Source organism: Acinetobacter sp. YH12095 (assembly GCF_013419245.1).
Taxonomy (GTDB): Bacteria; Pseudomonadota; Gammaproteobacteria; order Pseudomonadales; family Moraxellaceae; genus Acinetobacter; species Acinetobacter towneri.
Genome location: NZ_VPAL01000006.1, coordinates 74334 through 97602, shown reverse-complemented (window position 1 = coordinate 97602; position 23269 = coordinate 74334). Strand labels below are relative to the sequence as shown.

25 protein-coding genes are annotated in these 23269 nt (G+C 43.2%); 3 read left to right on the top strand and 22 right to left on the bottom strand.

All coding sequences use genetic code 11. From position 1 onward, the window contains the following. Positions 1-113: 113 nt before the first annotated feature. Complete coding sequence (locus FTU35_RS06615) at positions 114-1142, top strand: AraC family transcriptional regulator (protein WP_004975134.1); 1029 nt, start codon at positions 114-116, stop codon at positions 1140-1142. A gap of 202 nt (positions 1143-1344) precedes the next feature. Further along, complete coding sequence (locus FTU35_RS06610; protein WP_131260752.1) at positions 1345-2991, top strand: acyl-CoA synthetase; 1647 nt, start codon at positions 1345-1347, stop codon at positions 2989-2991. 107 nt (positions 2992-3098) lie between these two features. Here the strand turns inward: FTU35_RS06610 and yjgA are convergent, their stop codons facing one another. From yjgA to mazG, 9 genes are all read right to left on the bottom strand, one after another. Next, on the bottom strand, positions 3099-3632 hold the full coding sequence (yjgA, locus tag FTU35_RS06605; RefSeq protein ID WP_167846246.1) for a ribosome biogenesis factor YjgA: 534 nt from the start codon (positions 3630-3632) through the stop codon (positions 3099-3101). Between the two features lie 2 nt (positions 3633-3634). After that, complete coding sequence (locus tag FTU35_RS06600) at positions 3635-3904, bottom strand: HPr family phosphocarrier protein (protein ID WP_026438354.1); 270 nt, start codon at positions 3902-3904, stop codon at positions 3635-3637. Further along, positions 3901-4752: an RNase adapter RapZ gene (gene rapZ / locus FTU35_RS06595; RefSeq protein WP_180064619.1), complete on the bottom strand. Its 852-nt coding sequence runs from the start codon at positions 4750-4752 to the stop codon at positions 3901-3903. The genes FTU35_RS06600 and rapZ overlap by 4 nt, the downstream gene beginning before the upstream one ends. Before the next feature lie 24 nt (positions 4753-4776). Further along, a complete protein-coding gene (panC, locus tag FTU35_RS06590) occupies positions 4777-5622 on the bottom strand; it encodes a pantoate--beta-alanine ligase (RefSeq protein WP_004975122.1) in 846 nt (281 codons plus the stop codon). A 1-nt stretch (position 5623) separates the two neighbouring features. Beyond that, a complete protein-coding gene (gene panB / locus FTU35_RS06585; RefSeq protein ID WP_096901515.1) occupies positions 5624-6433 on the bottom strand; it encodes a 3-methyl-2-oxobutanoate hydroxymethyltransferase in 810 nt (269 codons plus the stop codon). Positions 6434-6482: 49 nt separating this feature from the next. Then, on the bottom strand, positions 6483-6971 hold the full coding sequence (folK, locus tag FTU35_RS06580; protein WP_004975118.1) for a 2-amino-4-hydroxy-6-hydroxymethyldihydropteridine diphosphokinase: 489 nt from the start codon (positions 6969-6971) through the stop codon (positions 6483-6485). After that, positions 6968-8434 carry a polynucleotide adenylyltransferase PcnB gene (pcnB, locus tag FTU35_RS06575; RefSeq protein ID WP_096901516.1) on the bottom strand — a complete coding sequence of 489 codons (1467 nt, stop codon included), beginning with the start codon at positions 8432-8434 and terminating at the stop codon, positions 6968-6970. Before pcnB ends, folK begins: the two co-directional genes overlap by 4 nt. A gap of 129 nt (positions 8435-8563) precedes the next feature. After that, positions 8564-9031 (bottom strand): ComEA family DNA-binding protein, encoded by a 468-nt coding sequence (locus tag FTU35_RS06570; protein WP_096901517.1) that lies wholly within the window; start codon positions 9029-9031, stop codon positions 8564-8566. 16 nt (positions 9032-9047) lie between these two features. After that, positions 9048-9809, bottom strand: coding sequence for a nucleoside triphosphate pyrophosphohydrolase (gene mazG, locus FTU35_RS06565; protein WP_180064618.1), 762 nt, complete (start codon positions 9807-9809; stop codon positions 9048-9050). Positions 9810-9916: 107 nt separating this feature from the next. Here mazG and FTU35_RS06560 point away from each other — a divergent pair, with 107 nt between their 5' ends. Continuing rightward, positions 9917-10690 (top strand): SDR family oxidoreductase, encoded by a 774-nt coding sequence (locus FTU35_RS06560; RefSeq protein ID WP_180064617.1) that lies wholly within the window; start codon positions 9917-9919, stop codon positions 10688-10690. Positions 10691-10781: 91 nt separating this feature from the next. On the opposite strand, the gene der is transcribed toward FTU35_RS06560, so the two are convergent. From der to FTU35_RS06495, 13 genes are all read right to left on the bottom strand, one after another. After that, on the bottom strand, positions 10782-12194 hold the full coding sequence (gene der, locus FTU35_RS06555) for a ribosome biogenesis GTPase Der (protein WP_004975107.1): 1413 nt from the start codon (positions 12192-12194) through the stop codon (positions 10782-10784). Positions 12195-12412: 218 nt separating this feature from the next. Beyond that, positions 12413-13561 (bottom strand): outer membrane protein assembly factor BamB, encoded by a 1149-nt coding sequence (bamB, locus tag FTU35_RS06550; RefSeq protein WP_180064616.1) that lies wholly within the window; start codon positions 13559-13561, stop codon positions 12413-12415. Then, positions 13561-14262, bottom strand: a complete 702-nt coding sequence (locus FTU35_RS06545; protein ID WP_178318747.1) for a tetratricopeptide repeat protein — start codon at positions 14260-14262, stop codon at positions 13561-13563. The genes bamB and FTU35_RS06545 overlap by 1 nt, the downstream gene beginning before the upstream one ends. A gap of 30 nt (positions 14263-14292) precedes the next feature. Beyond that, entirely contained in the window at positions 14293-15588 is a 1296-nt protein-coding gene (gene hisS, locus FTU35_RS06540; RefSeq protein WP_004975101.1) for a histidine--tRNA ligase, read from the bottom strand. A 3-nt stretch (positions 15589-15591) separates the two neighbouring features. Continuing rightward, complete coding sequence (gene ispG / locus FTU35_RS06535) at positions 15592-16713, bottom strand: flavodoxin-dependent (E)-4-hydroxy-3-methylbut-2-enyl-diphosphate synthase (RefSeq protein WP_131260758.1); 1122 nt, start codon at positions 16711-16713, stop codon at positions 15592-15594. Positions 16714-16735: 22 nt separating this feature from the next. After that, entirely contained in the window at positions 16736-17545 is an 810-nt protein-coding gene (locus FTU35_RS06530; protein WP_004975098.1) for a RodZ domain-containing protein, read from the bottom strand. Further along, positions 17536-18324 (bottom strand): type IV pilus biogenesis/stability protein PilW, encoded by a 789-nt coding sequence (gene pilW, locus FTU35_RS06525; RefSeq protein ID WP_371971077.1) that lies wholly within the window; start codon positions 18322-18324, stop codon positions 17536-17538. Before pilW ends, FTU35_RS06530 begins: the two co-directional genes overlap by 10 nt. Positions 18325-18399: 75 nt before the next feature. Continuing rightward, positions 18400-19632: a 23S rRNA (adenine(2503)-C(2))-methyltransferase RlmN gene (gene rlmN, locus FTU35_RS06520; protein WP_004975094.1), complete on the bottom strand. Its 1233-nt coding sequence runs from the start codon at positions 19630-19632 to the stop codon at positions 18400-18402. Positions 19633-19768: 136 nt separating this feature from the next. Beyond that, entirely contained in the window at positions 19769-20200 is a 432-nt protein-coding gene (gene ndk / locus FTU35_RS06515; protein WP_004975092.1) for a nucleoside-diphosphate kinase, read from the bottom strand. A 161-nt stretch (positions 20201-20361) separates the two neighbouring features. After that, the gene (iscX, locus tag FTU35_RS06510; protein WP_004975089.1) at positions 20362-20562 is read right to left on the bottom strand and encodes a Fe-S cluster assembly protein IscX; all 201 of its coding nucleotides are present in this window, start codon (positions 20560-20562) and stop codon (positions 20362-20364) included. A 101-nt stretch (positions 20563-20663) separates the two neighbouring features. Beyond that, positions 20664-21215, bottom strand: a complete 552-nt coding sequence (locus FTU35_RS06505; RefSeq protein WP_004975087.1) for a phosphatase PAP2 family protein — start codon at positions 21213-21215, stop codon at positions 20664-20666. A gap of 25 nt (positions 21216-21240) precedes the next feature. Then, positions 21241-22524: a glycosyltransferase family 1 protein gene (locus FTU35_RS06500; RefSeq protein ID WP_154320371.1), complete on the bottom strand. Its 1284-nt coding sequence runs from the start codon at positions 22522-22524 to the stop codon at positions 21241-21243. Positions 22525-22814: 290 nt separating this feature from the next. Next, positions 22815-23240, bottom strand: coding sequence for a hypothetical protein (locus tag FTU35_RS06495; protein ID WP_180064615.1), 426 nt, complete (start codon positions 23238-23240; stop codon positions 22815-22817). Between the last annotated feature and the right edge of the window lie 29 nt (positions 23241-23269).

Sequence of the window (23269 nt, the reverse complement as noted above, 5' to 3'; positions counted from 1 at the left end):
TATTCCTTTTCATCTATACAATCAGTCATGACGCTGATCAACGCCATTAAACAAAATTGCATCACGGCAAATAAGGGTCAAAGCGACAATGGCATGGGGGGATAATCGGACTTATGTCAGCAACTTCAAACTACTTGCTGCAGCACGTGCCGCCTGCCTTATTGTCAGGTCTGATTCATTACGCCAAAGAACAACAGATCCCCTATCAACCATGGTTTCAGGGAATTTCTCAAGATCTTGATCAAATCGTCCAAGGCAATGGTTTTGTTTCATTTCAAGATATTTGCAAAGTGGTGACACGCGCCCTGCAAGACACTCAATGTGCACATTTAGGCTTAGAAATTGGACGTGACAAGGGGCTGATTTCCATGGGCATGCTCGGTTTTGCCATGGTGTCCAGTCAAAATGTTGTAGAAGCCTTACAGACAGGACTGCAGTACCATCCCATTTCAGGCAGTGTGATGGATTTGGAGTACGATTTTTCCTCGACCTCTCCTACACTGGTGATGAAAGAGCGTTATCCCACGGGGAACTTACTGCGCTTTTTTTGCGATGAAGTCCTCTCCAGTATTGTTAGCTGCTTAGACGTCATGCTTGGCAATCATCAAGATTTGGTCGAAGTGCATTTTAGTTTTGCCCAACCCGACTATTTAGAGGCTTATCAGGTGCATTATCAATGTCCTCTGCACTTTTCATCATACATGAATGCTTTGGTGTTCCGACCAGAGATTTTAGGACGCCAAATTAAAACCTCTAGTGCCGCCAATTACAGCACCGCCCTGCGTGTCTGCCAACAAGCGTATCAGGATATGCAGGCGATTAATCAACAGCAATATGCACACGTGTTGAGTTATCTAATCGAACAGCATTTACCTCAGCACTTTGATATGCACCAAGCGGCACAACATTTTCAAATGAGCGAAAGACATTTACGCAGACAATTACTTGCCGAAGGCTGCAACTTCCAAAACCTGCGCCAACACGTTTTGGAAAATAAAGCTAAACAACTGCTACAACAGCCTTTGAGCATGACTGAAATTAGCCAACAACTTGGCTTTAGTGAATTACGCGAATTTCGACGTGCATTTAAGCGTTGGACAGGTCTCAGCCCATCACTCTATAAAAGCCAAATGACAGAATAAGTTAATATTTTCCAATAAGCTACTATTTTTATTGAATAAAAAATAGCTGCTAAATTTTACTTAAACTATTTTTTAAATGTACTTACAAGCGATTCAAAACAAAAACAACAGATTTTCGACTAAAGCATAACTGCAAAGCTGCCATAAAATCCCTATCTTTTTAAGTTGGATAAAATAACGACACATATTATGGAGAATAACAATGGTCAGCGCATACGATGAATTACCGCGTACCCCTGCGAACTTTGTCGCCTTGTCCCCGTTACGTTACTTAGAACGGGCAGCTTATATTTACCCGCACCAAAACGCGATTATTCACGGTTCACGTCAAATTACCTGGCGCGAAACTTATTTGCGCTGCTGCCAATTTGCACATCAACTTCAAAATTTAGGCATCAGCAAAAATGACACTGTTTCGGTGCTGCTTCCGAATGTTCCTGCCATGCTAGAAGCACACTTTGCTGTGCCAATGGCGGGTGCAGTGCTGAACACACTAAACACTCGTTTAGATGCCAAAACACTGGCGTTTATGCTCGATCATGCAGAATCCAAAGTGCTTTTGGTTGACCCTGAATTTGCGGCTTTGGCACAAGAAGCCTTAGCGATGGTCAATCATGAAATTTACGTGATTGATGTCAACGATGCAGAATATGAGCATGCTGCCAATGCCCTTAGCATCGGACAGATTGAATACGAAACTTGGCTGGCTGCAGGTGACCCAAATTTTGAATGGCATTTGCCACAAGATGAATGGGATGCAATTAGCCTGAACTATACGTCTGGCACGACAGGCAACCCGAAAGGCGTGGTCTATCATCATCGCGGTGCCTACATTAATGCAGCCAGTAATATTATTGCCTGCGGGATGACCCCACGTGCAACCTACCTATGGACACTGCCCCTATTCCACTGTAATGGCTGGTGCTTTGCATGGACGATGGCAGCCAACGGTGGCACCAATATCTGCTTACGTAAAGTCGACCCTGAACTGATTTTTAAATTAATTGCAGAGCACAAAGTCGATTATTTCTGCGGTGCGCCAATTGTCTTGTCGATGCTCATCAACACCCCTGAGGAGAAAAAGACTCAGTTTGATCACCGTGTTGAAGTGATGGTTGCGGGTGCTGCACCGCCAGCAGCAATTATTGAAGGTATGCGCAATATTGGCATTAACGTAACTCACGTTTATGGCTTAACTGAAACCTATGGCCCATCTGCGCTGTGTGCTTCTCAAGCAGGCTGGAGCGACCTATCCATTCAAGAACAAGCACAATTACATTCGCGTCAAGGCGTGCCTTATCCGCTGCAAGATGGCATGAAAGTTTTAGACCCAGAAACCATGCAACCTGTACCAAAAGACGGCAAAACCATGGGCGAAATTATGTTCCGTGGCAATATCGTGATGAAAGGTTATTTGAAAAACCCAGAAGCCACCGCAGAAGCATTTGCAGGTGGCTGGTTCCATACGGGCGATTTAGCTGTCTGCCAACCCGATGGCTACGCCAAAATTACTGACCGCTCTAAAGATGTGATTATTTCAGGTGGTGAAAATATTTCTTCACTCGAAGTGGAAGAGGTGTTGTATCAACATCCTGCAATTTTGACTGCTGCAGTGGTGGCAAAACCAGATCCACGTTGGCAGGAAGTCCCGTGTGCCTTTATTGAACTGAAAGAAGGCAAGCAGGTCAGCCCTGAAGAAATTATTGCCTATTGCAGTCAACATTTGGCGCGTTTTAAAGTACCAAAGGATGTGGTGATTACTGAAATTCCAAAAACATCGACAGGTAAATTACAAAAATTTGTACTGCGTGAATGGGCCAAAGAGCGTTCAGTCGGTGAGTTCGGCTAAAATTTGAAAATCCTTACACATAAAAGACAATAAAAAACGACTCGTTATGAGTCGTTTTTTATTGCAATCAGACAAGCTCGCGTTTGATCACTTGGTTCTCTGATAGCTTAGTTTTCTGACAGCAAAGCCACTTGCTGCACATAGTTAAACAACTTGAGCTTAGATGCTTCAAGTTCTTCCGCAGACACTTCCTGTTTCATATCACGGTGGATACGCAACACATGCTGACGCAGCGTATGACGCTCAGCTGCTTTATAGGTTTTACTAAAATCATTAATCACAGGGTCGCCGTCTTTAATAATTCGCTCTACCCAACGCTGTAACTGTGCGGTTTTTTTCGCACCTTGCTGCGGCGTCAAATAAGACAAAATTACGCTTTCATCTTCATTACGCAACAATTTACCAATACGCTGACACTGACGACGACGTGCTTCATGTGAAGTAATACTTTGCAATTCCAGTAAAGCATCAATTAAACGCTCTTCTACTGGAAGTTTTTGAATTTGTTTAGTACTTAACTGCGCCAATTGTTCGCCAAGCGCGGCCATACGTTGTACGGCTTTTTTCTGTTCGGTTTTACTTGCACGCCCTTCTAAAGATTCAAAGTCATCTTCGGTAAAACGTTGCGGTCGACGTGCCACGATTAATCTGCCTCGTAAAATTTTGCTGCAAACAGTGCTTGAATATCAGATAAAGCTTTTTCTTCATCTGCACCATCAATCACCAAGCGTAAAGTAGTTCCCTTGCCTGCACCTAACATGAGCAAGGACATAATATTTTTGGCATCAACCAATTTGTCGCCTTTACCAATTTGGATTGACGAACGGAATTTGGTGGTCACTTCAATCAGTTTCCCAGATGCCCGTGCATGTAAACCTAGTTTATTAATTACGTCAACAGTTGTGTCAATCATGACCAGTGCTTCATTTCTCGGTGTAAGACTTGAATAGACCATTTTGCCTCAAGTGCTTTTTTTAGTCTATCAACGATATAAACGGAACGGTGTTGCCCACCCGTACAGCCAATTGAAATGGTAATGTAGTGACGATGCCCTTCGGCAAAGGCTGGCAACCATTTTTCTAAAAACTGCTGAATGTCCTGAAACATTTCATGCGTTTGTGAACTTTGTTGCAAAAATTCCTGCACAGGGGCATCTAAGCCTGAATATTTCCTGAGCTCCAAATCCCAATGTGGATTGGGCAAATGACGCACATCAAACACATAATCGGCATCTAAGGGGATTCCGTGCTTATAGCCAAAGGATTGTAAAATTACAATCAATTTGTCAGTTTGCCCAAGCTTAGACAACAACACATGTTTTAAATCATGCACGCTTTTGTCAGTGGTATCAATATGAACCGTAGAGCGGAACTGAATCGGCATCAACAAGTTTTTTTCTTCTTGAATACATTCATTCAAGCTTTTAAAACGGCTAGAGAGTGGATGCGGACGGCGTGATGCGCTAAAACGGGCAATCAATTCCTGATCTTGCGTGGTCAGATAAATAATATCGACTGAACCATGCTTTTGCAGTTGCTCAAATACCAAATCAAACTCTTGCAAGTCGGCACGGGTACTGCGTACATCTACCCCCAATGCCAACTGTTCCAAGTTATTTTCCTGATCCAGTTTATCCACAATTTCGGGGAGCAATGCCAAAGGTAAATTATCAATACAGTAATAACCCAAATCTTCCAACACTTGTAATGCCGAAGATTTTCCTGAACCCGATTGACCTGTCACGATCAAAATACGTTTCATGGCATGCAACCCTTCTATTGCCAGCTATGCAGAATGTTTGACCTGCAAATTATCAATTAAACGTGTATTGCCCAATTTTGCTGCAACGAACAACACCAGATCTTCACTAAATGCTTCAATTTTCTGCAATTCTGTTGTACGCGCCTCTACATAGTCCACAACAAAGCCTGCTGCTGTCAATGTTGCTTTAATATTCGCTAACACTTGTGACAAAGTTTCACCTTGCTGTAATGCTTGTGCAGCAGCCTTTAAACTTTGATAGATTGTCGGTGCAATTTGACGCTGTTCAGCGCTCAAATACCCATTGCGTGAACTAAGTGCCAAACCATCTGCTGCACGTACAATTGGCACACCAATCACTTCTAGCGGAATATTCAAGTCACGTACAAACTGACGAATGACTGCCAGTTGTTGATAGTCTTTTTCACCAAAGAAAGCATAGTTTGGCTGTACCATATTGAATAACTTGGTCACGACCACCGCAACACCATCAAAGTGTCCAGGACGCTGCAAGCCACATAAGTCTGCCGTAATCTCGCTCACTGAAATATTGGTCAAACGTGGTTTACTGCCATACATTTGCTCAACTGAAGGCGCAAAAATAATGTCACAACCGACTTCTGCCAACAATTGACTGTCTTGGTCTAAAGTTCGCGGATAACTGTCAAAGTCTTCATTAGGGCCAAATTGAATTGGATTGACAAAAATACTGACCACCACCACATCACATATTTTTTTCGCTTCGCGCACCAAGGTCAAATGCCCTTCGTGCAAATTGCCCATAGTCGGAACAAAACCAATGGTTTTACGCGCAGCGCGTGCAGGCTGTAATGAAGCCGCTAAGCCTTGAATTGTGGTTTCAGTTTTCATATTACAACTCGACTTGGAAAGTTTGTTCACGTGCAGGGAAAGAACCATCTTGAACTGCAGCATGATAGTCTTTAAATGCATCCAAAATGGCAGTTTCACCCGCTTGTTCTTTCATAAAGTTACGTACAAATTTTGCGACACGACCAAAAGTCAGCCCCAGCATGTCTTGCACCACTAGTACCTGACCGTCAGTGTCTGCACCTGCACCAATCCCAATCACTGGAATTTCAGGGAACAAGGCAGAAATTTCTTGACCTAGCTGTGCTGGCACACATTCTAGTAACAGAATCGCCGCGCCTGCTTCTACCACAGCTTTACAGTCAGCAATCAGTTTATCTGCAGCTTCGCGGGTACGTGCCTGTAATTTATAACCGCCAAATACATGCACCGATTGTGGCGTTAAACCTAAATGTACACAGACAGGAATACCATTACGGGTCAGTGTTGCAACGGTTTCGCTGAGCCATGCACCACCTTCCATTTTGACCATTTGTGCACCCGCTTGCATCACCTCTTTCGAGCTTTGCAATGCATCATTTAAGGTGGCATAACTCATAAATGGCAAGTCAGTCAAAATAAAAGCATGTTGATTACCACGACGCACCGCCGCAGTATGATAAGCCATATCCGCCACGCTGACAGGCAAGGTTGAGTCACGCCCCTGAATGGACATCCCCAAAGAATCGCCAATTAAAATCGTATCAATTTCAGCAATTTCCATTGCTTTCGCCATGCTTGCATCATAGCAAGTCAGGCAGGAGAATTTTCGACCTTCCGCTTTAAATTTTCTTAGGTCACTTAAACTAATCATGAAAATATTCCTCTATGGAAAAAGCATCACGCATGCTTAATTTAAAACTTTATAGCCCTGCCCAATTGCTGGCATCTACAACAGTTAAGCTCGGATGTTCAAGCAATGGCGAGTGTTTTAATAATTGTCCCTTAACGCTTAAGTTAGCATCCAAATCTAACAACGGGATGACGACAAAATCACGTTCTAACACCCCCACATGCGGTACAGTCAGACGTTCATTTTGAATATTGGCATCAGCATAAATCAACAAGTCTAAATCTAGCGTACGCTCACCCCAATGACGTAAACGCACCCGACCCGACTCTTGTTCAAAACGCTGTAATTCATCTAACAATGCCAAGGCTTCAAGTTCGGTATCTAAACGTACCACAGCATTCAAATAATTAGGCTGATCTTGTGGCCCCATTGGTGGGCTTTGATACAGTTTAGAAGTCTGCACTTGCCCCAAAGTTGCCAGTTTTTGCACCGCTTCAGTCAAAATTTGACGCGAATCGCCCAAATTACTGCCTAAACCAATATAGGTGATGTTGCTCATTGTGTTGGCCCAAAAATCACTTGGCTTAAATCACGTTGCACACGTTTACGTTTTAAAATCGGATGATCTGCACCAATACCTGAACCGTTTGCTGTAGCAGTCAATTGCGCCCGATTTTCTTCATACTGTTTGGCTTTACGCGCACGTCGACTACGAGGCTCAGGCTCATTCACCAAGGGTTCAATCTGCATATCGGCAGCATGTGTTGCTGGTGCCACATCAACAGGTTCTTGCGCTGTTTTACGGCGGCTCTTGGCACGTAATCGGTTATATTGGGCAATCGCACGTTCTTTTTCATCGGTGCTCATAAGCTGGTAGGCATCCCACCACTGACCCATTCCTAAAGTCGAGCTATCGCCTGCTTTTTCACGCAGTAATAAAAAGTCAAAACCTGCACGGAAACGCGCATGCCCAGACAATGCTTCAATTTGCTGTGGTTTCGGTTGCAATAAACGGGTTTGCATTTCCCAAACTTCACGAATAAAAGTTTCAGCAAAACGAGGAATAATGGTACGTGTCGCCTGACGTTTCAGTACATCTAAACCTGCTTGGGCTCGCGCTTCGGCTGCCACCACACCTTTAGAAAGATAAAAGTCACAACGCTCTAAAAACGGTTGCCACAACAGCACCGCATAGAAAAATGCAGGGTTGATGGTTTTACCAATCGCAATCCGTTGATCGGTATTTTTTGCTGCACGTTCAATAAATGAGTTGATGTCTGGCTTGATGTCGGCAAATAACTGACGCCAAATACCAAACTCAATCAACATCGGCAGGACTTTATTTAAATGTCCCATCGTAAAGAGTTTTTGCGACTCATCATATAAACGGTGTGGCGATACATCACGCAATAACTGCGTCATTTCAGGCGTAAAAATTTTAAGAATTTTTGGATCAATATTGAAATTTAATTTGGCAGCAAAACGCAAAGTACGCAGCATACGCACTGGGTCTTCTTCAAAACGTAAAGTTGGATCGCCCAATAAACGCAAGTTTCTGTGCTTTATATCATCTACGGCATTGCAAAAATCTAACACGATGCCTTTGCGTGGCTGGTAATACAACGCATTGATTGAAAAGTCACGACGGGCAAAATCTTGCTCGATTGTGCCCCAGTTATTATCGCGCAGAATCATCCCCGCCGCAGAAGTCACAGCTTTTTTCGGTGGCGCACGGAAAGTGGCCACTTCAATTAGTTCACGCCCTGCATAGACATGCGCCAGCTCAAAACGTCGTCCAATAATTCGGCAACGTCGTCCGAAAACTTCTTTCACTTGTGAGGGTGTGGCATTGGTTACGGCATCAAAATCCTTCGGATTTAGCCCTAACATTAAGTCACGAACTCCACCACCGACGATATAGGCTTCATAGCCTGCTTTGGTTAAAGCATCTAGAACATCTAAAATGGAAGAAGGTAATTGAGCGGTAGATAAACCACATTTTGACGCGCGCAAAGTTTGCAAAAGACGCTGTCTCCTACGTCTGAACGTAAAACAGATAAGATGTCGCTAATCATATCTCTAACACAATCAAAGGGCAATTTGATTCACATGCTAATTTTGCAATGTGCAGTGCTAAAATTCTGCTTGCAGCTACAATGCCAACTTGTGTTTATTCTTGGCAAATAAGGCAGACCCAATCCCTTTGACTTGCTGAAGTTCTTCAATACTTTGGAATTTTCCATTTTGTTTTCGATATTCCACAATCGCTTGTGCTTTTTTCATGCCCACCCCAGACAATTGCTGCAATTGTTCTAGTGAAGCGCTATTTAAACGCACTTGATTTGTATGCGCACTTTGCTGAGTAGGACGTGCTAAATAATGTTCTGCGCTTGATGATGTGGTTTGAGCCGCACTTAAACGCTGATCTTGCGCGGCTTGCTGCGCTTTCCATTTTAAATAGTTTTGATCATAGCTGTGCCCACCCACCTGCGCAGGCTTAGATTGCACATTTTGTGCTGTAGTCCATACACTGATACTGCATAACAGCAATGCAAGCCAGTACTGCCATCCGAAAGAAAAAAAGCGAAAAGAAACTTTTAATTGCTGCGATATATTCATGTTGCCGCAAAACCTGTCATTTTAATTGTTGTTTTGCCTGCTCCCAAAGTTGATCCATTTCTTCTAAAGTCATATCTTCTATTGTTTTTTGTTGTAATTCGGCCTGATCTTCAATGTAAGCAAAGCGTGTTCTAAATTTATGAATTGTGCCCAATAATGCCAACTCACTGGACACGCCAAGTTTACGCCCAACATTGATTAAAGAAAACAAACAATCCCCTAACTCATCCTGTATTTCATCGGATTGTTGCTGTTGAATCGCCTGTTGTAATTTTTGCAATTCTTCTTCTAACTTGCCATACGCATCTTGCACGGTATGAAAGTCAAAGCCCAATTGTGCCGCATGCTGCTGAATTTGCTGTGCCTGCACCAAAGCGGGTGCATGTTTCACCTCATCTAAACGTGACTTTGCTTTACCCTGTTTTTCTTGTTGTTTGATGGTTTTCCATAAGGCAGCGACATCTTCTGCGCTAAGCTGCGCAAACTGTTCTGCTTGAAAAACATGTGGATGCCGACGAATCAATTTATCGCAAATGGCTTGCACCACATCCTGAAAATCAAATGCGCCTTGTTCGCTATACATTTGTGCCTGAAACACCACTTGCAACAACAAATCACCCAGTTCATCACGTACATCATCCACCTTGCCTGAACGCACTGCTGCTTCAACTTCATAAGCTTCTTCAATTGCGTATTGAGTCAAACTTTCTGGGGTTTGTTTTTGATCCCACGGGCATTGTTGACGTAACTGTTGCATGATTGAAAGCAATTGCTGCATGGGTTGTTCCTTATTTCAATTTATTGCACGAATGCACCATTTTTTTGTTATGCTCAGATGGCAAGGACGATATGCACAACAAAAATAACATCAGGGAGCAAGTTCAAATGCACAGTATCTTGATTAGTGGCGCTGCACAAGGCATTGGTGCCGCAATCGCACAATTGTTTTATCAACAAGGTTACCGTGTCGGTATTTATGATATTCATCTCACACAAGCACAGCAATTGGCAGAACAATTGGGTGAGCGTGCGCATGCAGGTTTGCTTGATGTAGCAGACTATGCCAGTTGGCAAGCTGCATTATCCGATTTTTGCCAATGGGCAGGTGAATTGAATATTTTGGTGAATAATGCAGGAATTCTCTACTCAGGTGCATTTGAAGACACGCCCATAGAAGCGCATCATCGGATTATGGCGGTGAATGTGAATGGTGTGTTGAACGGCTGTCATGCGGCTTTGCCTTATTTAAAACAAGCGAATTTTGCACGGGTGATTAACCTATCTTCTGCATCTGCGATTTATGGACAAGCCGATTTAATTTCTTATTCTGCTTCCAAATTTGCAGTGCGTGGCATTACGGAAGGTTTAGATATAGAGTGGCAAAAATATGGCATTCGCGTCTTAGATGTCATGCCGCTATTTGTACAAACCGCAATGGTTAAAGATATGGATGCAGCCACCATTCAAAACATGGGCGTGCATTTATCGACAGAAGATGTCGCCCAGGTGGTGTATCAACAAGCGACGGTTAAAGATTCGATCCTGACCAATACGCATCGTGCGGTCGGTTTAAAAGCCAAAACCCTAATGCAGCTTTCGAGTATTAGCCCACAATGGTTAAATCGTCTGTCAAATAGCTTGTTGGCGAAGCGTCATTAATTCTACATCTATCATATTTAAATTAAGTCGCTCAAAAAAAATCCCGAATTCACATTCGGGATTTTTTATCAAACTCATCAAAGTTTAAGCCTTAACCTCGTTTAAACTTCTTCTCAGCTTTCTTAAACTTCTGCACATAACGACGACGACGTGCCGCTGTGCGTTCATCCACTTGTGACTTACGCCCTTCAAATGGGTTTTCAGAAGTTTTAAATTCAATTTTTACAGGTGTGCCTTCTAGCTTATACACTTTACGGAACACGTTTTCTAAATAGCGACGGTAATCTGCAGGAGTTTTATCGACCTTATTACCATGAATCACGATGGTTGGCGGGTTCTGTCCACCCATGTGTGCATAACGCATTTTAATAGCACGACCTTGCACTTTAGGTGGATGGTGTGCATCTGTTGCATCATTCAAGATTTGAGTCAGTTTCGCAGGTGACACTTTTAAGTGTGATGATTCATAAGCACGATGAATAGAAGGATATAAATCGCCCACGCCTGTACCATGCAAGGCAGAAATTAGGTGGATTTTTGCCCATGGAATAAAGTCAAAACGACGCTCAACATCTAACTTACATTGTTTGCGATCATATTCGGACATATTGTCCCATTTGTTAATTGCGATCACCATGGCACGCCCTGCTTCAAGTGCGTAACCAATCAAGTGTAAATCTTGCTCGACAATACCATCACGTGCATCGACTACAATCACCACCACGTGTGCATCTTTCATGGCTTGCAAGGTTTTCACAATCGAGAATTTCTCGATCATTTCATCGACCTTACCTTTACGACGCACACCTGCAGTATCAATCAAGGTGTATTTACGTTCGTTGCGCTCAAACGGAATATAGACTGAGTCACGTGTCGTACCTGGCTGATCGTATGCCACTACACGTTCTTCACCCAATAAACGGTTAACCAGTGTCGATTTACCCACGTTTGGACGTCCAATAATGGCTAAACGCAAACCTGTGTCTTGATCATGTGCATCTGGGTTTTCATCTTCAGGAACATCTGCCAAAACGTCTTCCAGCATTTGCTGAACGCCTCGACCATGGCTGGCAGCCACTTGCAATGGCTCGCCCATACCCAGTTTAAAGAACTCAACCAAAGCGGCTTCGGCATGTACGCCATCTACTTTGTTCGCCACCAAGAATACTTTTTTGCCCAAAGTACGCAATTCACGCGCAATTTGCTCATCCGATGCCAACAAGCCTGCACGTGCATCGACCACAAAAATGATCATATCGGCTTCATGGATGGCTGTTTTAGATTGTTCAGCCATGTAAGAGTCGATGCCACCTTCACTTTCGCCAATACCGCCAGTATCGACCACAATGAAAGATTTATTTTGATAGGTTGCATCACCATATTTGCGGTCACGTGTCAGACCTGCAAAGTCAGCAACAAGTGCATCACGGCTCTTGGTAATCTGGTTAAACAGCGTTGATTTTCCGACGTTCGGACGACCAATGAGCGCAATTACGGGTTTCATAGATTAACCTTTATTCAAGATCAGTCAGTTTCAATGGTCTGTACATCCGAAACTGTGGAAGAAAGAACAGAGTATGGATGTTGGGTTCAGCGTTGCGACCACGCAAACGACAGAGAGAACATCGACCACTCTATTAAATAAAAACACGGGGCATTGATGATTCAATTACCCCGCGTAAAAATACGGACAACTATTTTAGCATAAAAGTCAGAACAAAATTAGCGGTTCTGCCAAACGCTTAATGCGCCCTTTTGCGTTGCGACATAGAGTTGATTGTCAATTACACGCAATGAACGGACTTCGCCATTGGTTTTTGAACGTCCAACCAGTTGCCCTGAGCTTGGATCAATGAGGTGTAAAACACCATCTAAATCACCGACCACTAAATATTGTCCAAACAACACAGGATTAGATAAACGACGGTTGAGCAAACTGTCATTTTCCCAAAGTGCTTGTCCTGATGTGATTTCGTAAGCTGCAATTTTACCATCTGCAGTGCTGACAAATACACCATTCCCCGCAACTTCTGGACGTTTGGTACTGCTTGCATCTTCACTCCAAATCACTTGTTGTGAAGCCAAGTCCAATACGGTGACCTGACCTTGGTAGCTTGTGGTCACCAAGAATTGACCAGCAACCACTGGGTCGCCATCAATGTCATTTAAGCGTTGAATGTCTGAACGGCCTTCACTAATGGCAACGCGGCGCTGCATACGTGGTACGCCTGTAACAATATCCAGTGCATAGACATAGGCATTTGCAGAAGCAATCAGTACAGTACGTGAATCGAGCGCCACAGGTGCAGCCATACCACGCAAACTAAATTGCACGTTTGGCAAGTTGTAAGTCCACACCAACTGACCTGTTTCGGCATTGTGTGCATATACCGTGCCGTCATTACTTACAGTCACCACACGACCCGCCTGAATTAACGATGGCGCAAGAATTGCACCTGTTAACTGTGCAACCCACTTTTGCTCACCTGTTTGCTGATCTAAAGCAAACAATTGACCTTTGGCATTTCCTGCAACCACAATGCCTTCAGCAGCATTGACACCTGCCGTTAAGCCTTGCTTAGACACTTGTTTTTGCCAAAGACGTTGTTTGCCTTGATAGGCAGCCATCTCACCTTTAGGATCAACAGTATAAATTACACCGTTTTCAGCATCCAATTGCAGGCGCAATGGATCGGCTGCTGTAGTCGATGCAACGCTTTGTGAAAATACAGGAACTAGACTTTGAGCTTGCTCAAGTTTTGGCAGTGGATTTGGCTTAACTTCTGCAACTTTAATTTTATTGGTGGAACACCCCACTAAAGCGAGTGTTAAAACGGTCAGTGCAAACGGTATTTTATACTTTCTATTCATTAGCTCTCATCCACTTGTGTGTCTAATACTGGGCGTTCAATTTCAGGATCATCCACCAAAACACCAACACTTTCGAGTTTTATTTGTAAAATTTGACGTTCTTGTTTACGTTCCACCAAAGTATCCCATGCACTTTGATAGGCTTTTTTGGCATTTTCACGGTCATTTTTCGCGACATAAACATCGCCACGCGCTTCATCTGCAGTCGCTTTAAATGCAGGATCAGTCACCGCGGCCAAACTTTGAATAGCTTCATCGTATTTCTTTTGCGCCAACTGTGCATAAGCCAAACGCAACTTAACCAATTGCACTAAGCCTTGGTCTTTTACTTTAGAGTTTTCAACTTTCTTTAAGGCTTTTTCTGCGGCAGCAAAATCTTGCTGATCGTAAGCGAGTTTAGCCATTAAGAATTGAGTTTGAATAGCTTGCGCAGAATCAGGGGCTTCTTTCACAATTTTATCAGCAGTTGCAGACAATTGACTGAAGGCATCTGGATTGCCTTCTGCTGTACGTGCATCATCCATCAGTTGTTGCACTTTAGCAGTATTCATTTGCTGCTCTGCCAAGGTTTTTTTCTGCCAATATTGCCATCCGAAAAAGGCAATCAACGCAATTAAAATCCCGCTAATCATGGCTGAACCATATTTTTTCGCAAACGATTTTAAACTATCAAGTTGTTCGTCATCACTCAATGCGCTCATTGGATTACCCTTTTCCTTATGTTATTTGGCTTATTGTGAAGAAAATTTTTCAATGATGAAAGGCACAATTTTGGTCACTGCAACAGTCGTTTGCTCAGCAGTTGCCAAGGTTTTCACTGCCAATTGCTGTGCTTCCGCTTCGCGCTCACCAAAAATCAAGGCATAGATTGCACCTGATTGATCGGCTTTTTTCATTTGGCTTTTCATTGAGCCTTGTGAACCAACTTTTAAGCGAATCTGGCTGCCCGCTTGTTCGAATTGGTCACGAATTTGCTCAGCTAAAACCAACGCCTTGCCTTGAGTTGTTGGATCTGCCAACAAGAATACTTCACAATCACGTACAGGCGTATTGTCTTCGACTTGCTCAAGCAACAACAATAAACGCTCAATGCCCATGGCGAAGCCCACGGCAGGTACGGACTGATCTGCCTTACCCTTCAACTGCCCAACCAAACCATCATAGCGCCCGCCTGCACAAACTGTGCCTTGCGAACCTAAATGCGTGGTTGTCCATTCAAAAACGGTTTTATTGTAATAATCTAAACCGCGTACCAGTTTTTGATTAATCACAAACTCAATGCCTGCATCGGTTAAATACTGCTGTAATTGGGCAAAGTGATTCAGCGTATCTTCACCCATAAAATCATGCAATTTTGGAGCATTTTCTAGGATGCTTTGCGTTTTAGCATCTTTCGAGTCCAAAATACGCAGTGGGTTAGTACTTAAACGACGCTGTGAATCTTCATCTAAATCGGCTTTGTGCGCTTCCAAAAACTCAACCAAAGCGGCACGATACGCTGCGCGCTCATCCGACTCACCCAGCGTATTCAACTCTAAGCGAACTTTATCGGCAACGCCCATACGTTTCCATAAACGCGCAGTCATTAAAATAAGTTCGGCATCCATATCTGGTGTTGCAACGCCAAAAGTTTCTACACCAAATTGGTGGAATTGACGATAACGACCTTTTTGCGGTTTTTCATAACGAAACATTGGGCCGATATACCACACGCGCGGTGTCGCACCACGTAGCAAATTGTGCTCTAACATGGCACGTACACAACCCGCAGTTCCTTCAGGACGCAAAGTCAAAGACTCAGGCGGATTACCCTTGTCTAAGAATGTGTACATTTCTTTTTCAACAATATCGGTCGCATCACCAATTGAACGCTTAAACAAATTGGTTTGCTCAACCATTGGCAAACGAATTTGTTGATAACCATAAGCATCCATTAAAGATGCTAAATGTTGCTCTAGACGTCTCCACGCAGGTGTTTGCGTTGGAAGAATGTCATTAAAACCTTTAATTGCAACAATTGAACTCATGACTTACTCAGAAAAATTTGTACGAATAATCTCTTTAGATTTAGCTTCTTCAAGCTCTGTAACACGCTGACGAACCATGCTTTCGATTTCATCAACGAGTTGATTGGTATCAATTAAATGGCTCTTTTCACCATTACGATAAACCAATGAACGCGGACTTGCGCCCACCACACCAATATCAGCTTCTTTAGCTTCGCCCGGGCCATTCACTTTACAACCAATGACCGATACATCCATTGGAGTACGAATATCTTCCAAACGCTCCTCCAATGCCTGCATTACAGAAATGACGTTAAATTCCTGACGTGAACAGCTTGGGCAGGCAATAAAGTTAATCCCGTTAGAGCGTAAACCTAAAGATTTTAGAATATCAAAACCGATTTTAACTTCATCTTCAGGTTCTGCCGCAAGTGAAATACGCATGGTATCGCCAATGCCTTCCATGAGCAGACCGCCCAAAGCAATTGCAGATTTTACGGTACCTGTACGGTAAATACCTGCTTCAGTTACGCCCAAATGTAATGGATTATCAATTTGTTGTGATAACAAACGATAAGCATCCATGGTTAAAAACACATTCGATGCTTTGACTGAAACTTTAAATTCCTGAAAATCTAGACGGTCTAAAATATCAATATGACGCATGGCAGATTCTAGCAATGCTGCGCCTGTCGGCTCGCCATATTTTTTCTGAATATCTTTTTCTAGCGATCCCGCATTCACACCAATCCGCATAGAAATATCATGATGTTTGGCAGCAGCTACGACTTCACGAATTTTAGCTTCCGAACCAATATTACCCGGGTTAATCCGCAAACAGTCTGCACCCGCATCAGCAACTGCCAACGCAATTTTATAGTCAAAGTGAATGTCTGCCACCAACGGCACAGATACTTGCTTTCGAATTTCACCAAATGCAGCTGCGGCTTCCATGGTCGGTACAGAAACACGCATGATGTCTACACCCGCATCTACACAACGCTGAATTTGCGCCACGGTTGCAGCAACATCGCAGGTTTCCGTATTGGTCATACTTTGGATGCTAATGGGCGCATCACCACCCACATAGACAGAACCCACACGAATTTTACGGGTCGGACGGCGTTGAATTGGATTTACAATCATGATATCGCTCTACCTTGCTGCATTATCGAGATAAACGGAATTCTGCTTTTCCGTTCACAGTATATGGCGATAATGAAATCGACTCATTGTTCAAACTTAATGACACAGCAGTCGCATCATCTAAGCGAATTTGAAATGGGGCTTCGCCTTGTAAATTTAAAGTAGAGGCTTGACGTCCTGTCGCTAAAACATTGCCAGCAGAGTCAACAATATGCACTGAAGTTGGACGAGCAAATTGCAAATTCAGCTGATCGCCCGAAGCAAGTGCAGGCGTGCTGCCTGTCGCATTGTCAGAAATGATTTGCACATCGGATTGCAGTACTGCAATTTCAGGTTCTGCACCCTCTTGACCAGACGACATCCAGTTTTGAATTAGCGCGACCAATGCCCACAACAACAGCAATACCGCCACAATCACAGCGATACGTGTGAGCCACTTTTTATTGCGATCGCGGTTAGAGCCTGGCAGTTTTCCCATAATTTTGATGGGTGAATTGTTCAAGGCGTGATTTGGCAACAACCCTGTATCGTTGGCATAAATTTCATCAAAACGCTGAATAATGGCTGAAGCATCGACCTGTAAATATTTGGCATAGGTACGATAATAACCTTTAATAAAGGTCGCTTCAGGCAAAGCGGTATATTCGTCTTGCTCTAGCGCCATCAGCGTTTTTAATGGAATTTTCAAATCTTTTGAAACATCATCCAGTTCGCGTTTTTGATTGACGCGAATTTGACGAAGGTACTCACCTGGACGTTGAACATTTCCTAATGCATGGGGTACAGGCGTTGTCCCCTGTGTGGGTTGCGGTGAATTAGGATTTACTTCCATACGGCCTCAGTACTGTACTGTAATTGCAAATAACGTTGGTATTCTTGGCTATTGGGAAATAATGCACGCAGCTGGTTCACTAAAACCTGAGTTCCCAATTGATCGCCATTGGCACGTGCTAAACGAATCCCAATCCATAAGGCACGCGCACCCTGATTTTTTTGCCCCACAGCACGTACAAATTGTTCATACAATTGTCGCGCGGGTGCAAATTGTTGTCTTAAATATAAAATTTCCGACAACTCTAACATTGAAACATAAGAATCGCGATTGGCTTGCAAGGCTTGTTTGAATGACTTTTCGGCATTCTCTATATCGCCTAATTTCAAGTAAATACGACCTACATTTTCCAATGCTCTAAAGCGTTGATCATAACCCAGTGTTGCACCTGCAATACTGAGCTGCTCAATCGCATCATTATAGCGTTCTACTTGATATAAATACGTACCATAGTTGTTACGCGCTTGTGCATTTTTTGGGTCAGCGGCAATGGCACGCTTAAAATACGCATCGGCTTTTTCTAAATTCAGCTTGCTGCCTTCTTGTTGCAGCAACACGCCCATCATCATATTAGCGGTGGAATCACGTGAATCGCTTTCCAAAGCTTGATCAAGTGCGCGTTTGGCTGAGTCTAAATCGCCATTTTTTAAGTATTCTGCTGCCAACTGCGTACGTACTTGCACCGCTTTTTCAGGGTCTTTTTGCCCTAAGGTTGGAGCTGTGGTTTGACAAGCTGCAGCAAAAATTGCCGAAATACAAACAGTTGTAATTTGTGCGATTTTAAATACAGGCTTATTCAATGGACATCCCCTTTGCGTCTTCGTTCGATGCAAGTTAGTTATCTATACAAGTCATTATCCTTGCGAGCGTATGATTTCATTTTGCGCTGCAACTTTCTTTTTCCACTGTTCGGCACGGCGGGTGCGGTCTGCCACTTGTCCGACCAATTGCCCACACGCAGCATCAATATCATCACCACGTGTCTGACGAATCGTACACACAAAACCTGCATCAGACAAAGTTTTTTGGAAAGAAATAATTCGATTTCGGCTTGAACGTCCATACGGCGCGTGCGGAAATGGGTTAAATGGAATCAAATTAATCTTGCTTGGCAGGTTCTTGAGTAGCTTAATCATTTGCTGCGCATGTTCAGGATGGTCATTTACACCATCTAACATGACATATTCAATGGTCACGTGTTTACGCGCACTTTCGTTGCCATCTTTGCCAATATAACGCTGACAAGCTGCGATTAATTGTTCCAATGGATATTTTTTATTGATTGGAACAAGTTCATCACGCAGTTCGTTATTGGTGGCGTGCAAAGAAATTGCCAAAGCCACATCAATATCTTGTGCCAATTGGTCAATTTTAGGTACAACACCCGAAGTCGATAAAGTCACACGACGCTTAGACATGCCATAAGCAAAGTCATCTAGCATAATGCGCATGGCGTTCAAGACGGCATCGTAATTCAACAACGGTTCGCCCATACCCATCATCACCACGTTGGTCACAGAACGCTCACGTTCAATCACAGGCACATCTTCCATATAGGAATAGTTTGCCATCCACAACTGACCAATAATTTCGGCTTGGGTTAGGTCACGCTGAAAACCTTGTTTACCCGTAGAACAAAATGAACAGTCCAGTGCACAACCTACTTGCGATGAAATACACAGGGTTTTACGTGAGCCAGTTTTATCTTCGGCAGGAATTAGAACGGTTTCGACCAATGAGCCTTCACCATCACCCACACGGAATACCCACTTACGGGTACCGTCTTTAGAATAATTTTTATGCACCACTTCAGGCGCTTTAATTTCACAAATCTTTTCCAGTTTTTCACGTAACTTGCCTGAAATATTGGTCATTTCGGCAAAATCTGTGACAAAAAACTGGTGAATCCATTTCATCACCTGCCCTGCACGGAATTTCTTCTCGCCTAAATCTTCAAAGAATTTTTCCATTTGTGGACGTGACATGCCAAGGAGATTCACTTTCTCTGCAGTCGCAGACTGTGCAGGAGCGGACGCAGATGCTTGCTGAACATCTGTCGCAGATGCAGCGAGGACTTCTGTACTCATGTGTGTATACCTAAACCATGTCTAAAGATGAAAGGAGAAGCTCAAGAGGTGAGCAAAGGTTTATTCAGAAAATAAAAATCGGAGAATAAAAAACCAGATAAGCATAATAACACTTATCTGGTTTGAATACTGCGTATTAACGAGTACGTGGGCAAACTTCAGTTTGAGCAAAGAAGTAGTTTACTTCACGCTCTGCAGATGCAACTGAGTCTGAACCGTGAGCAGCGTTTTCGTCGATGCTTACAGCGAAATCTGCACGGATTGTACCAGGTGCAGCTTCTTTAGGGTTTGTTGCACCTAAAATTTCACGGTGAGCAAGAACTGCGTTTTCACCTTCAAGAACTGAAACAACGACTGGACCAGAAGTCATGAACGCAACTAGGTCACCAAAGAAACCACGTTCTTTGTGCTCAGCGTAGAAGCCTTCAGCTTCAGCTTGAGAAAGGTGTTTCATTTTAGTCGCAACGATTTTAAGACCAGCTTTTTCGAAACGAGCAAAGATGTCACCGATGTGGTTTTTAGCAACTGCATCTGGTTTTACGATAGATAAAGTACGTTCAATAGCCATGATTGGCTCCTTAAGTCAATGTTGACGCGAAAATTTTGCCGCATTATACCGAATAATGGGCTATTTTCTGCTTTTGATGTGTAAAAAAATTGCTTTTTTCGATATGAAGCGCATTGTGCAGGACCTTGATCGGCAAATCAATCTTGCTTCACACCGCTAGATTAACGTGCTTCGTCAATCCACGCCATTTGAATGGCTTCTAAGATGCCTTCAGTCGATTTTTCGGGATCATCTTGAAACTCTGGCAAAGCACAGACCCAAGCGTGCAAATCGGTAAAACGAATCCATTGCGGATCGACATCGGGATGCGCCTCATATAACTCAATGGCAATGTCGATGCTGTCCGTCCAACGTAAACCCATGTGTATTCCCTATTCTAGTCAAGACAGCGACTACTTTAACAAATTTCGCATGGGCTGCCTGCCATTACTGCACTGAATTTTCGATTTGGTTTTATCCAGACTTATAAAACAATATTTACATAAGGTGCAGCCAAAATAATCGCACTCGCCACTGAACCGCCAATCATCGCCCCGACTGCCACATCACTCGGATAGTGCAAGCCTAAAATCATACGGGAAACGGCCACCAAAATCGTAAAGGGCAACATCAACATCAACAATACTGGCTGGATATAACCCAAAACCGTTGTGGTCATGACTGCATGCAAAGTGTGACCTGATGGGAAGCTAAAATGATCTAAGGGACGTTCACCCAAACGGATCACTTGGTGTACCTGATACGGACGTGGACGGACGGTTTTTTGTTTTAAATATTTATAAATACCTGTGCCGACAGATCCGCCTAACAACAGATAAATAATTTGTAAACTATAACCAATGCCCTGCATCATCCATGCACTTGCGAGCATGACATACCAGAACACACCATCGCCCAAACGGCTAATAACTTTAAAAAATTGTGCCACCCGCTGAGAGTGGGAAAAATGGTTAAGATACAAACAGCCTTTTAAGTCGAGATCCAGCATTCTTATTTTTGCATTTTTAAACTTCATCAGTTCTCTCCTCTTTGGCGTATAGCTAAGATGGCATGTGTAGCTCCTTCGCCACCAGATATAACGCCTGCTCAAATTGTTGGACTGGATACTGCCAGCCAATATTTAAAGTCGCTTTGCGGGCGTGTTCGCCCATCTGTCTAAGGGTTGTAAGATCGGGAAGTCGGTGGATATGACCGACCAAATCTTCTGGCTGACCGAGTGGACTCAACCAGCCTGTTTCATTCGGTTTTAGATGTAAACGTGCGCAAGCATAGTCATAAGCAATGACAGGCAAGCCACTGGCCATAGCTTCTAACACGACATTGCCAAAGGTTTCGACCTGACTGGCAAAAGCAAACACATCGGCACTGGCATAGGCTTGTGCAAGTGCTGTGCCACTTAAACTACCTGTAAAAATGATATCTCCCTGAGCGTTCATGGCTTCTAAACGTTCACGGTCTGGCCCATCTCCAACAATCACCAATTTCACAGGCTGTTCGGTATTTTTTGGCATACGCTGATAGGCATTAATAATAAGATTGACTTCTTTTTCAGGTGATAAACGCCCTACATACAACATCACCCGCGTATTTTCACTCGCACCCCAGCTTGCTCGCAGTTGGGTAGAACGAAAATCTGGTGAAAAATATTCAACATTAACACCACGCCCAACCACCACCAAAGGCCCTTGCACACCAAACTGACGCAATGATTTTTCAGTATGGCTACTTGGCACACACGTCAGCGAGGTATTGTTATGAAACCATTTTAGATAGCGCTGAATTGGCTTGAGTAAAAATGCCAAATCGAAAAAACGGCTAAAATCTTGAAATGCGGAGTGAAAACCACTTGATACTGGAATATTTTTTGATTTTGCAATATGTAAACTGGCAAGCCCTAAAGGGCCTTCAGTGACGATATGCACCACATCAGGTTGAAACTCATCTAAAGCCTGCGAAAGTTTAGACCACTGCGGCCAGCCAAATTGTAAATTATGATATTTAGGAATGGCTTGTGCTTTTACCAGACATTCTTGATACGGTTGGAATTGAGTGCAGGCTTGTTTTTGTTCAGGGCGAATCAATAAAATTTTGTGTCCAAGTTCCTGCAATCCTTTGCAAAGCTGCAACAGTGAACGTGCCACACCATTAATTTCAGGTGGCCAAGTTTCTGTTACAAGGGCAATTTTTAAACGTGGGCGGACAAGGTCTGAGAGTTCAGAGGTAGGCTGGCTGCTTTTTTGTTTTTGATCTTGTTTGAAATGAAATTTAAATGCATCGCTGTAACGCTCTAATTTACTGCTCTGCTTTGCCAATACATTGCTCATCGCCTTTTTGCTCAATTCTTATTTTATGCTTGCTAGCATAGAGCAGCTGCATTGCAGTAATATGATGCTTTAGTGACACATTTGTCATTTTTTAAACAACTAGATGACCATCCTTACCTAGTTTTTTACACACAGTTTTATGTATAAATTTAATGTAAATCTTTTGTTGTCATTCACCCAAAATAGATGAAAAAAAAGCAGATAGTGGATACCTGCTTGCTGAATATTTTTTTGGCTGAATACTTGATCTGCGGTGCATTTTGTCTAGATCTGCCGCACATCTAAGCCCTCTAAAAAAGCAAATTAATATACAATTCATCGGTATAACGTCCTGCTGGTGTTGTCAAACTCGGTTGTTCATCCAAGCGTACCGCGACACTGTATTTATGTCCTGTTGTAGAAACATGTCCTGCGATGGGCGTGTTCCACAGATTTGTTTTCGCTCCCATAATACTCATACTGGTACGTAAACGGTGTGTGCCATTATTCACAAAGCTGCTGCCATGTTTATCACGTAAATTACGACTGTTGAACTGAATGCTATAACTACGATCACAGCGCACATTAAAACTGGTTGCGGTCTGGCTACGGTATTGTGAGCTCATTTGCAATAAAGATTCACTGACTGAACCAATGGTGCAAGCCTGTGCAGGAAAACAAATCCAGCATCCACACAGCACTAGACTTAATTTTTTTACCATCCCTAATCTTTTCATGTTCTCATCCTCAATCATCCTGCTGATAT

Coding starts and splice junctions, on each gene's coding strand:
- FTU35_RS06615 (WP_004975134.1), top strand. CDS start 114: ATGTCAGCAACTTCAAACTACTTGCTGCAGCACGTGCCGCCTGCCTTA.
- FTU35_RS06610 (WP_131260752.1), top strand. CDS start 1,345: ATGGTCAGCGCATACGATGAATTACCGCGTACCCCTGCGAACTTTGTC.
- FTU35_RS06600 (WP_026438354.1), bottom strand. CDS start 3,904: ATGATTGACACAACTGTTGACGTAATTAATAAACTAGGTTTACATGCA.
- rapZ (WP_180064619.1), bottom strand. CDS start 4,752: ATGAAACGTATTTTGATCGTGACAGGTCAATCGGGTTCAGGAAAATCT.
- panC (WP_004975122.1), bottom strand. CDS start 5,622: ATGAAAACTGAAACCACAATTCAAGGCTTAGCGGCTTCATTACAGCCT.
- panB (WP_096901515.1), bottom strand. CDS start 6,433: ATGATTAGTTTAAGTGACCTAAGAAAATTTAAAGCGGAAGGTCGAAAA.
- folK (WP_004975118.1), bottom strand. CDS start 6,971: ATGAGCAACATCACCTATATTGGTTTAGGCAGTAATTTGGGCGATTCG.
- FTU35_RS06570 (WP_096901517.1), bottom strand. CDS start 9,031: ATGAATATATCGCAGCAATTAAAAGTTTCTTTTCGCTTTTTTTCTTTC.
- mazG (WP_180064618.1), bottom strand. CDS start 9,809: ATGCAGCAATTGCTTTCAATCATGCAACAGTTACGTCAACAATGCCCG.
- FTU35_RS06560 (WP_180064617.1), top strand. CDS start 9,917: ATGCACAGTATCTTGATTAGTGGCGCTGCACAAGGCATTGGTGCCGCA.
- der (WP_004975107.1), bottom strand. CDS start 12,194: ATGAAACCCGTAATTGCGCTCATTGGTCGTCCGAACGTCGGAAAATCA.
- bamB (WP_180064616.1), bottom strand. CDS start 13,561: ATGAATAGAAAGTATAAAATACCGTTTGCACTGACCGTTTTAACACTC.
- FTU35_RS06545 (WP_178318747.1), bottom strand. CDS start 14,262: ATGAGCGCATTGAGTGATGACGAACAACTTGATAGTTTAAAATCGTTT.
- hisS (WP_004975101.1), bottom strand. CDS start 15,588: ATGAGTTCAATTGTTGCAATTAAAGGTTTTAATGACATTCTTCCAACG.
- ispG (WP_131260758.1), bottom strand. CDS start 16,713: ATGATTGTAAATCCAATTCAACGCCGTCCGACCCGTAAAATTCGTGTG.
- FTU35_RS06530 (WP_004975098.1), bottom strand. CDS start 17,545: ATGGAAGTAAATCCTAATTCACCGCAACCCACACAGGGGACAACGCCT.
- rlmN (WP_004975094.1), bottom strand. CDS start 19,632: ATGAGTACAGAAGTCCTCGCTGCATCTGCGACAGATGTTCAGCAAGCA.
- ndk (WP_004975092.1), bottom strand. CDS start 20,200: ATGGCTATTGAACGTACTTTATCTATCGTAAAACCAGATGCAGTTGCT.
- iscX (WP_004975089.1), bottom strand. CDS start 20,562: ATGGGTTTACGTTGGACGGACAGCATCGACATTGCCATTGAGTTATAT.
- FTU35_RS06505 (WP_004975087.1), bottom strand. CDS start 21,215: ATGAAGTTTAAAAATGCAAAAATAAGAATGCTGGATCTCGACTTAAAA.
- FTU35_RS06500 (WP_154320371.1), bottom strand. CDS start 22,524: ATGAGCAATGTATTGGCAAAGCAGAGCAGTAAATTAGAGCGTTACAGC.
- FTU35_RS06495 (WP_180064615.1), bottom strand. CDS start 23,240: ATGAAAAGATTAGGGATGGTAAAAAAATTAAGTCTAGTGCTGTGTGGA.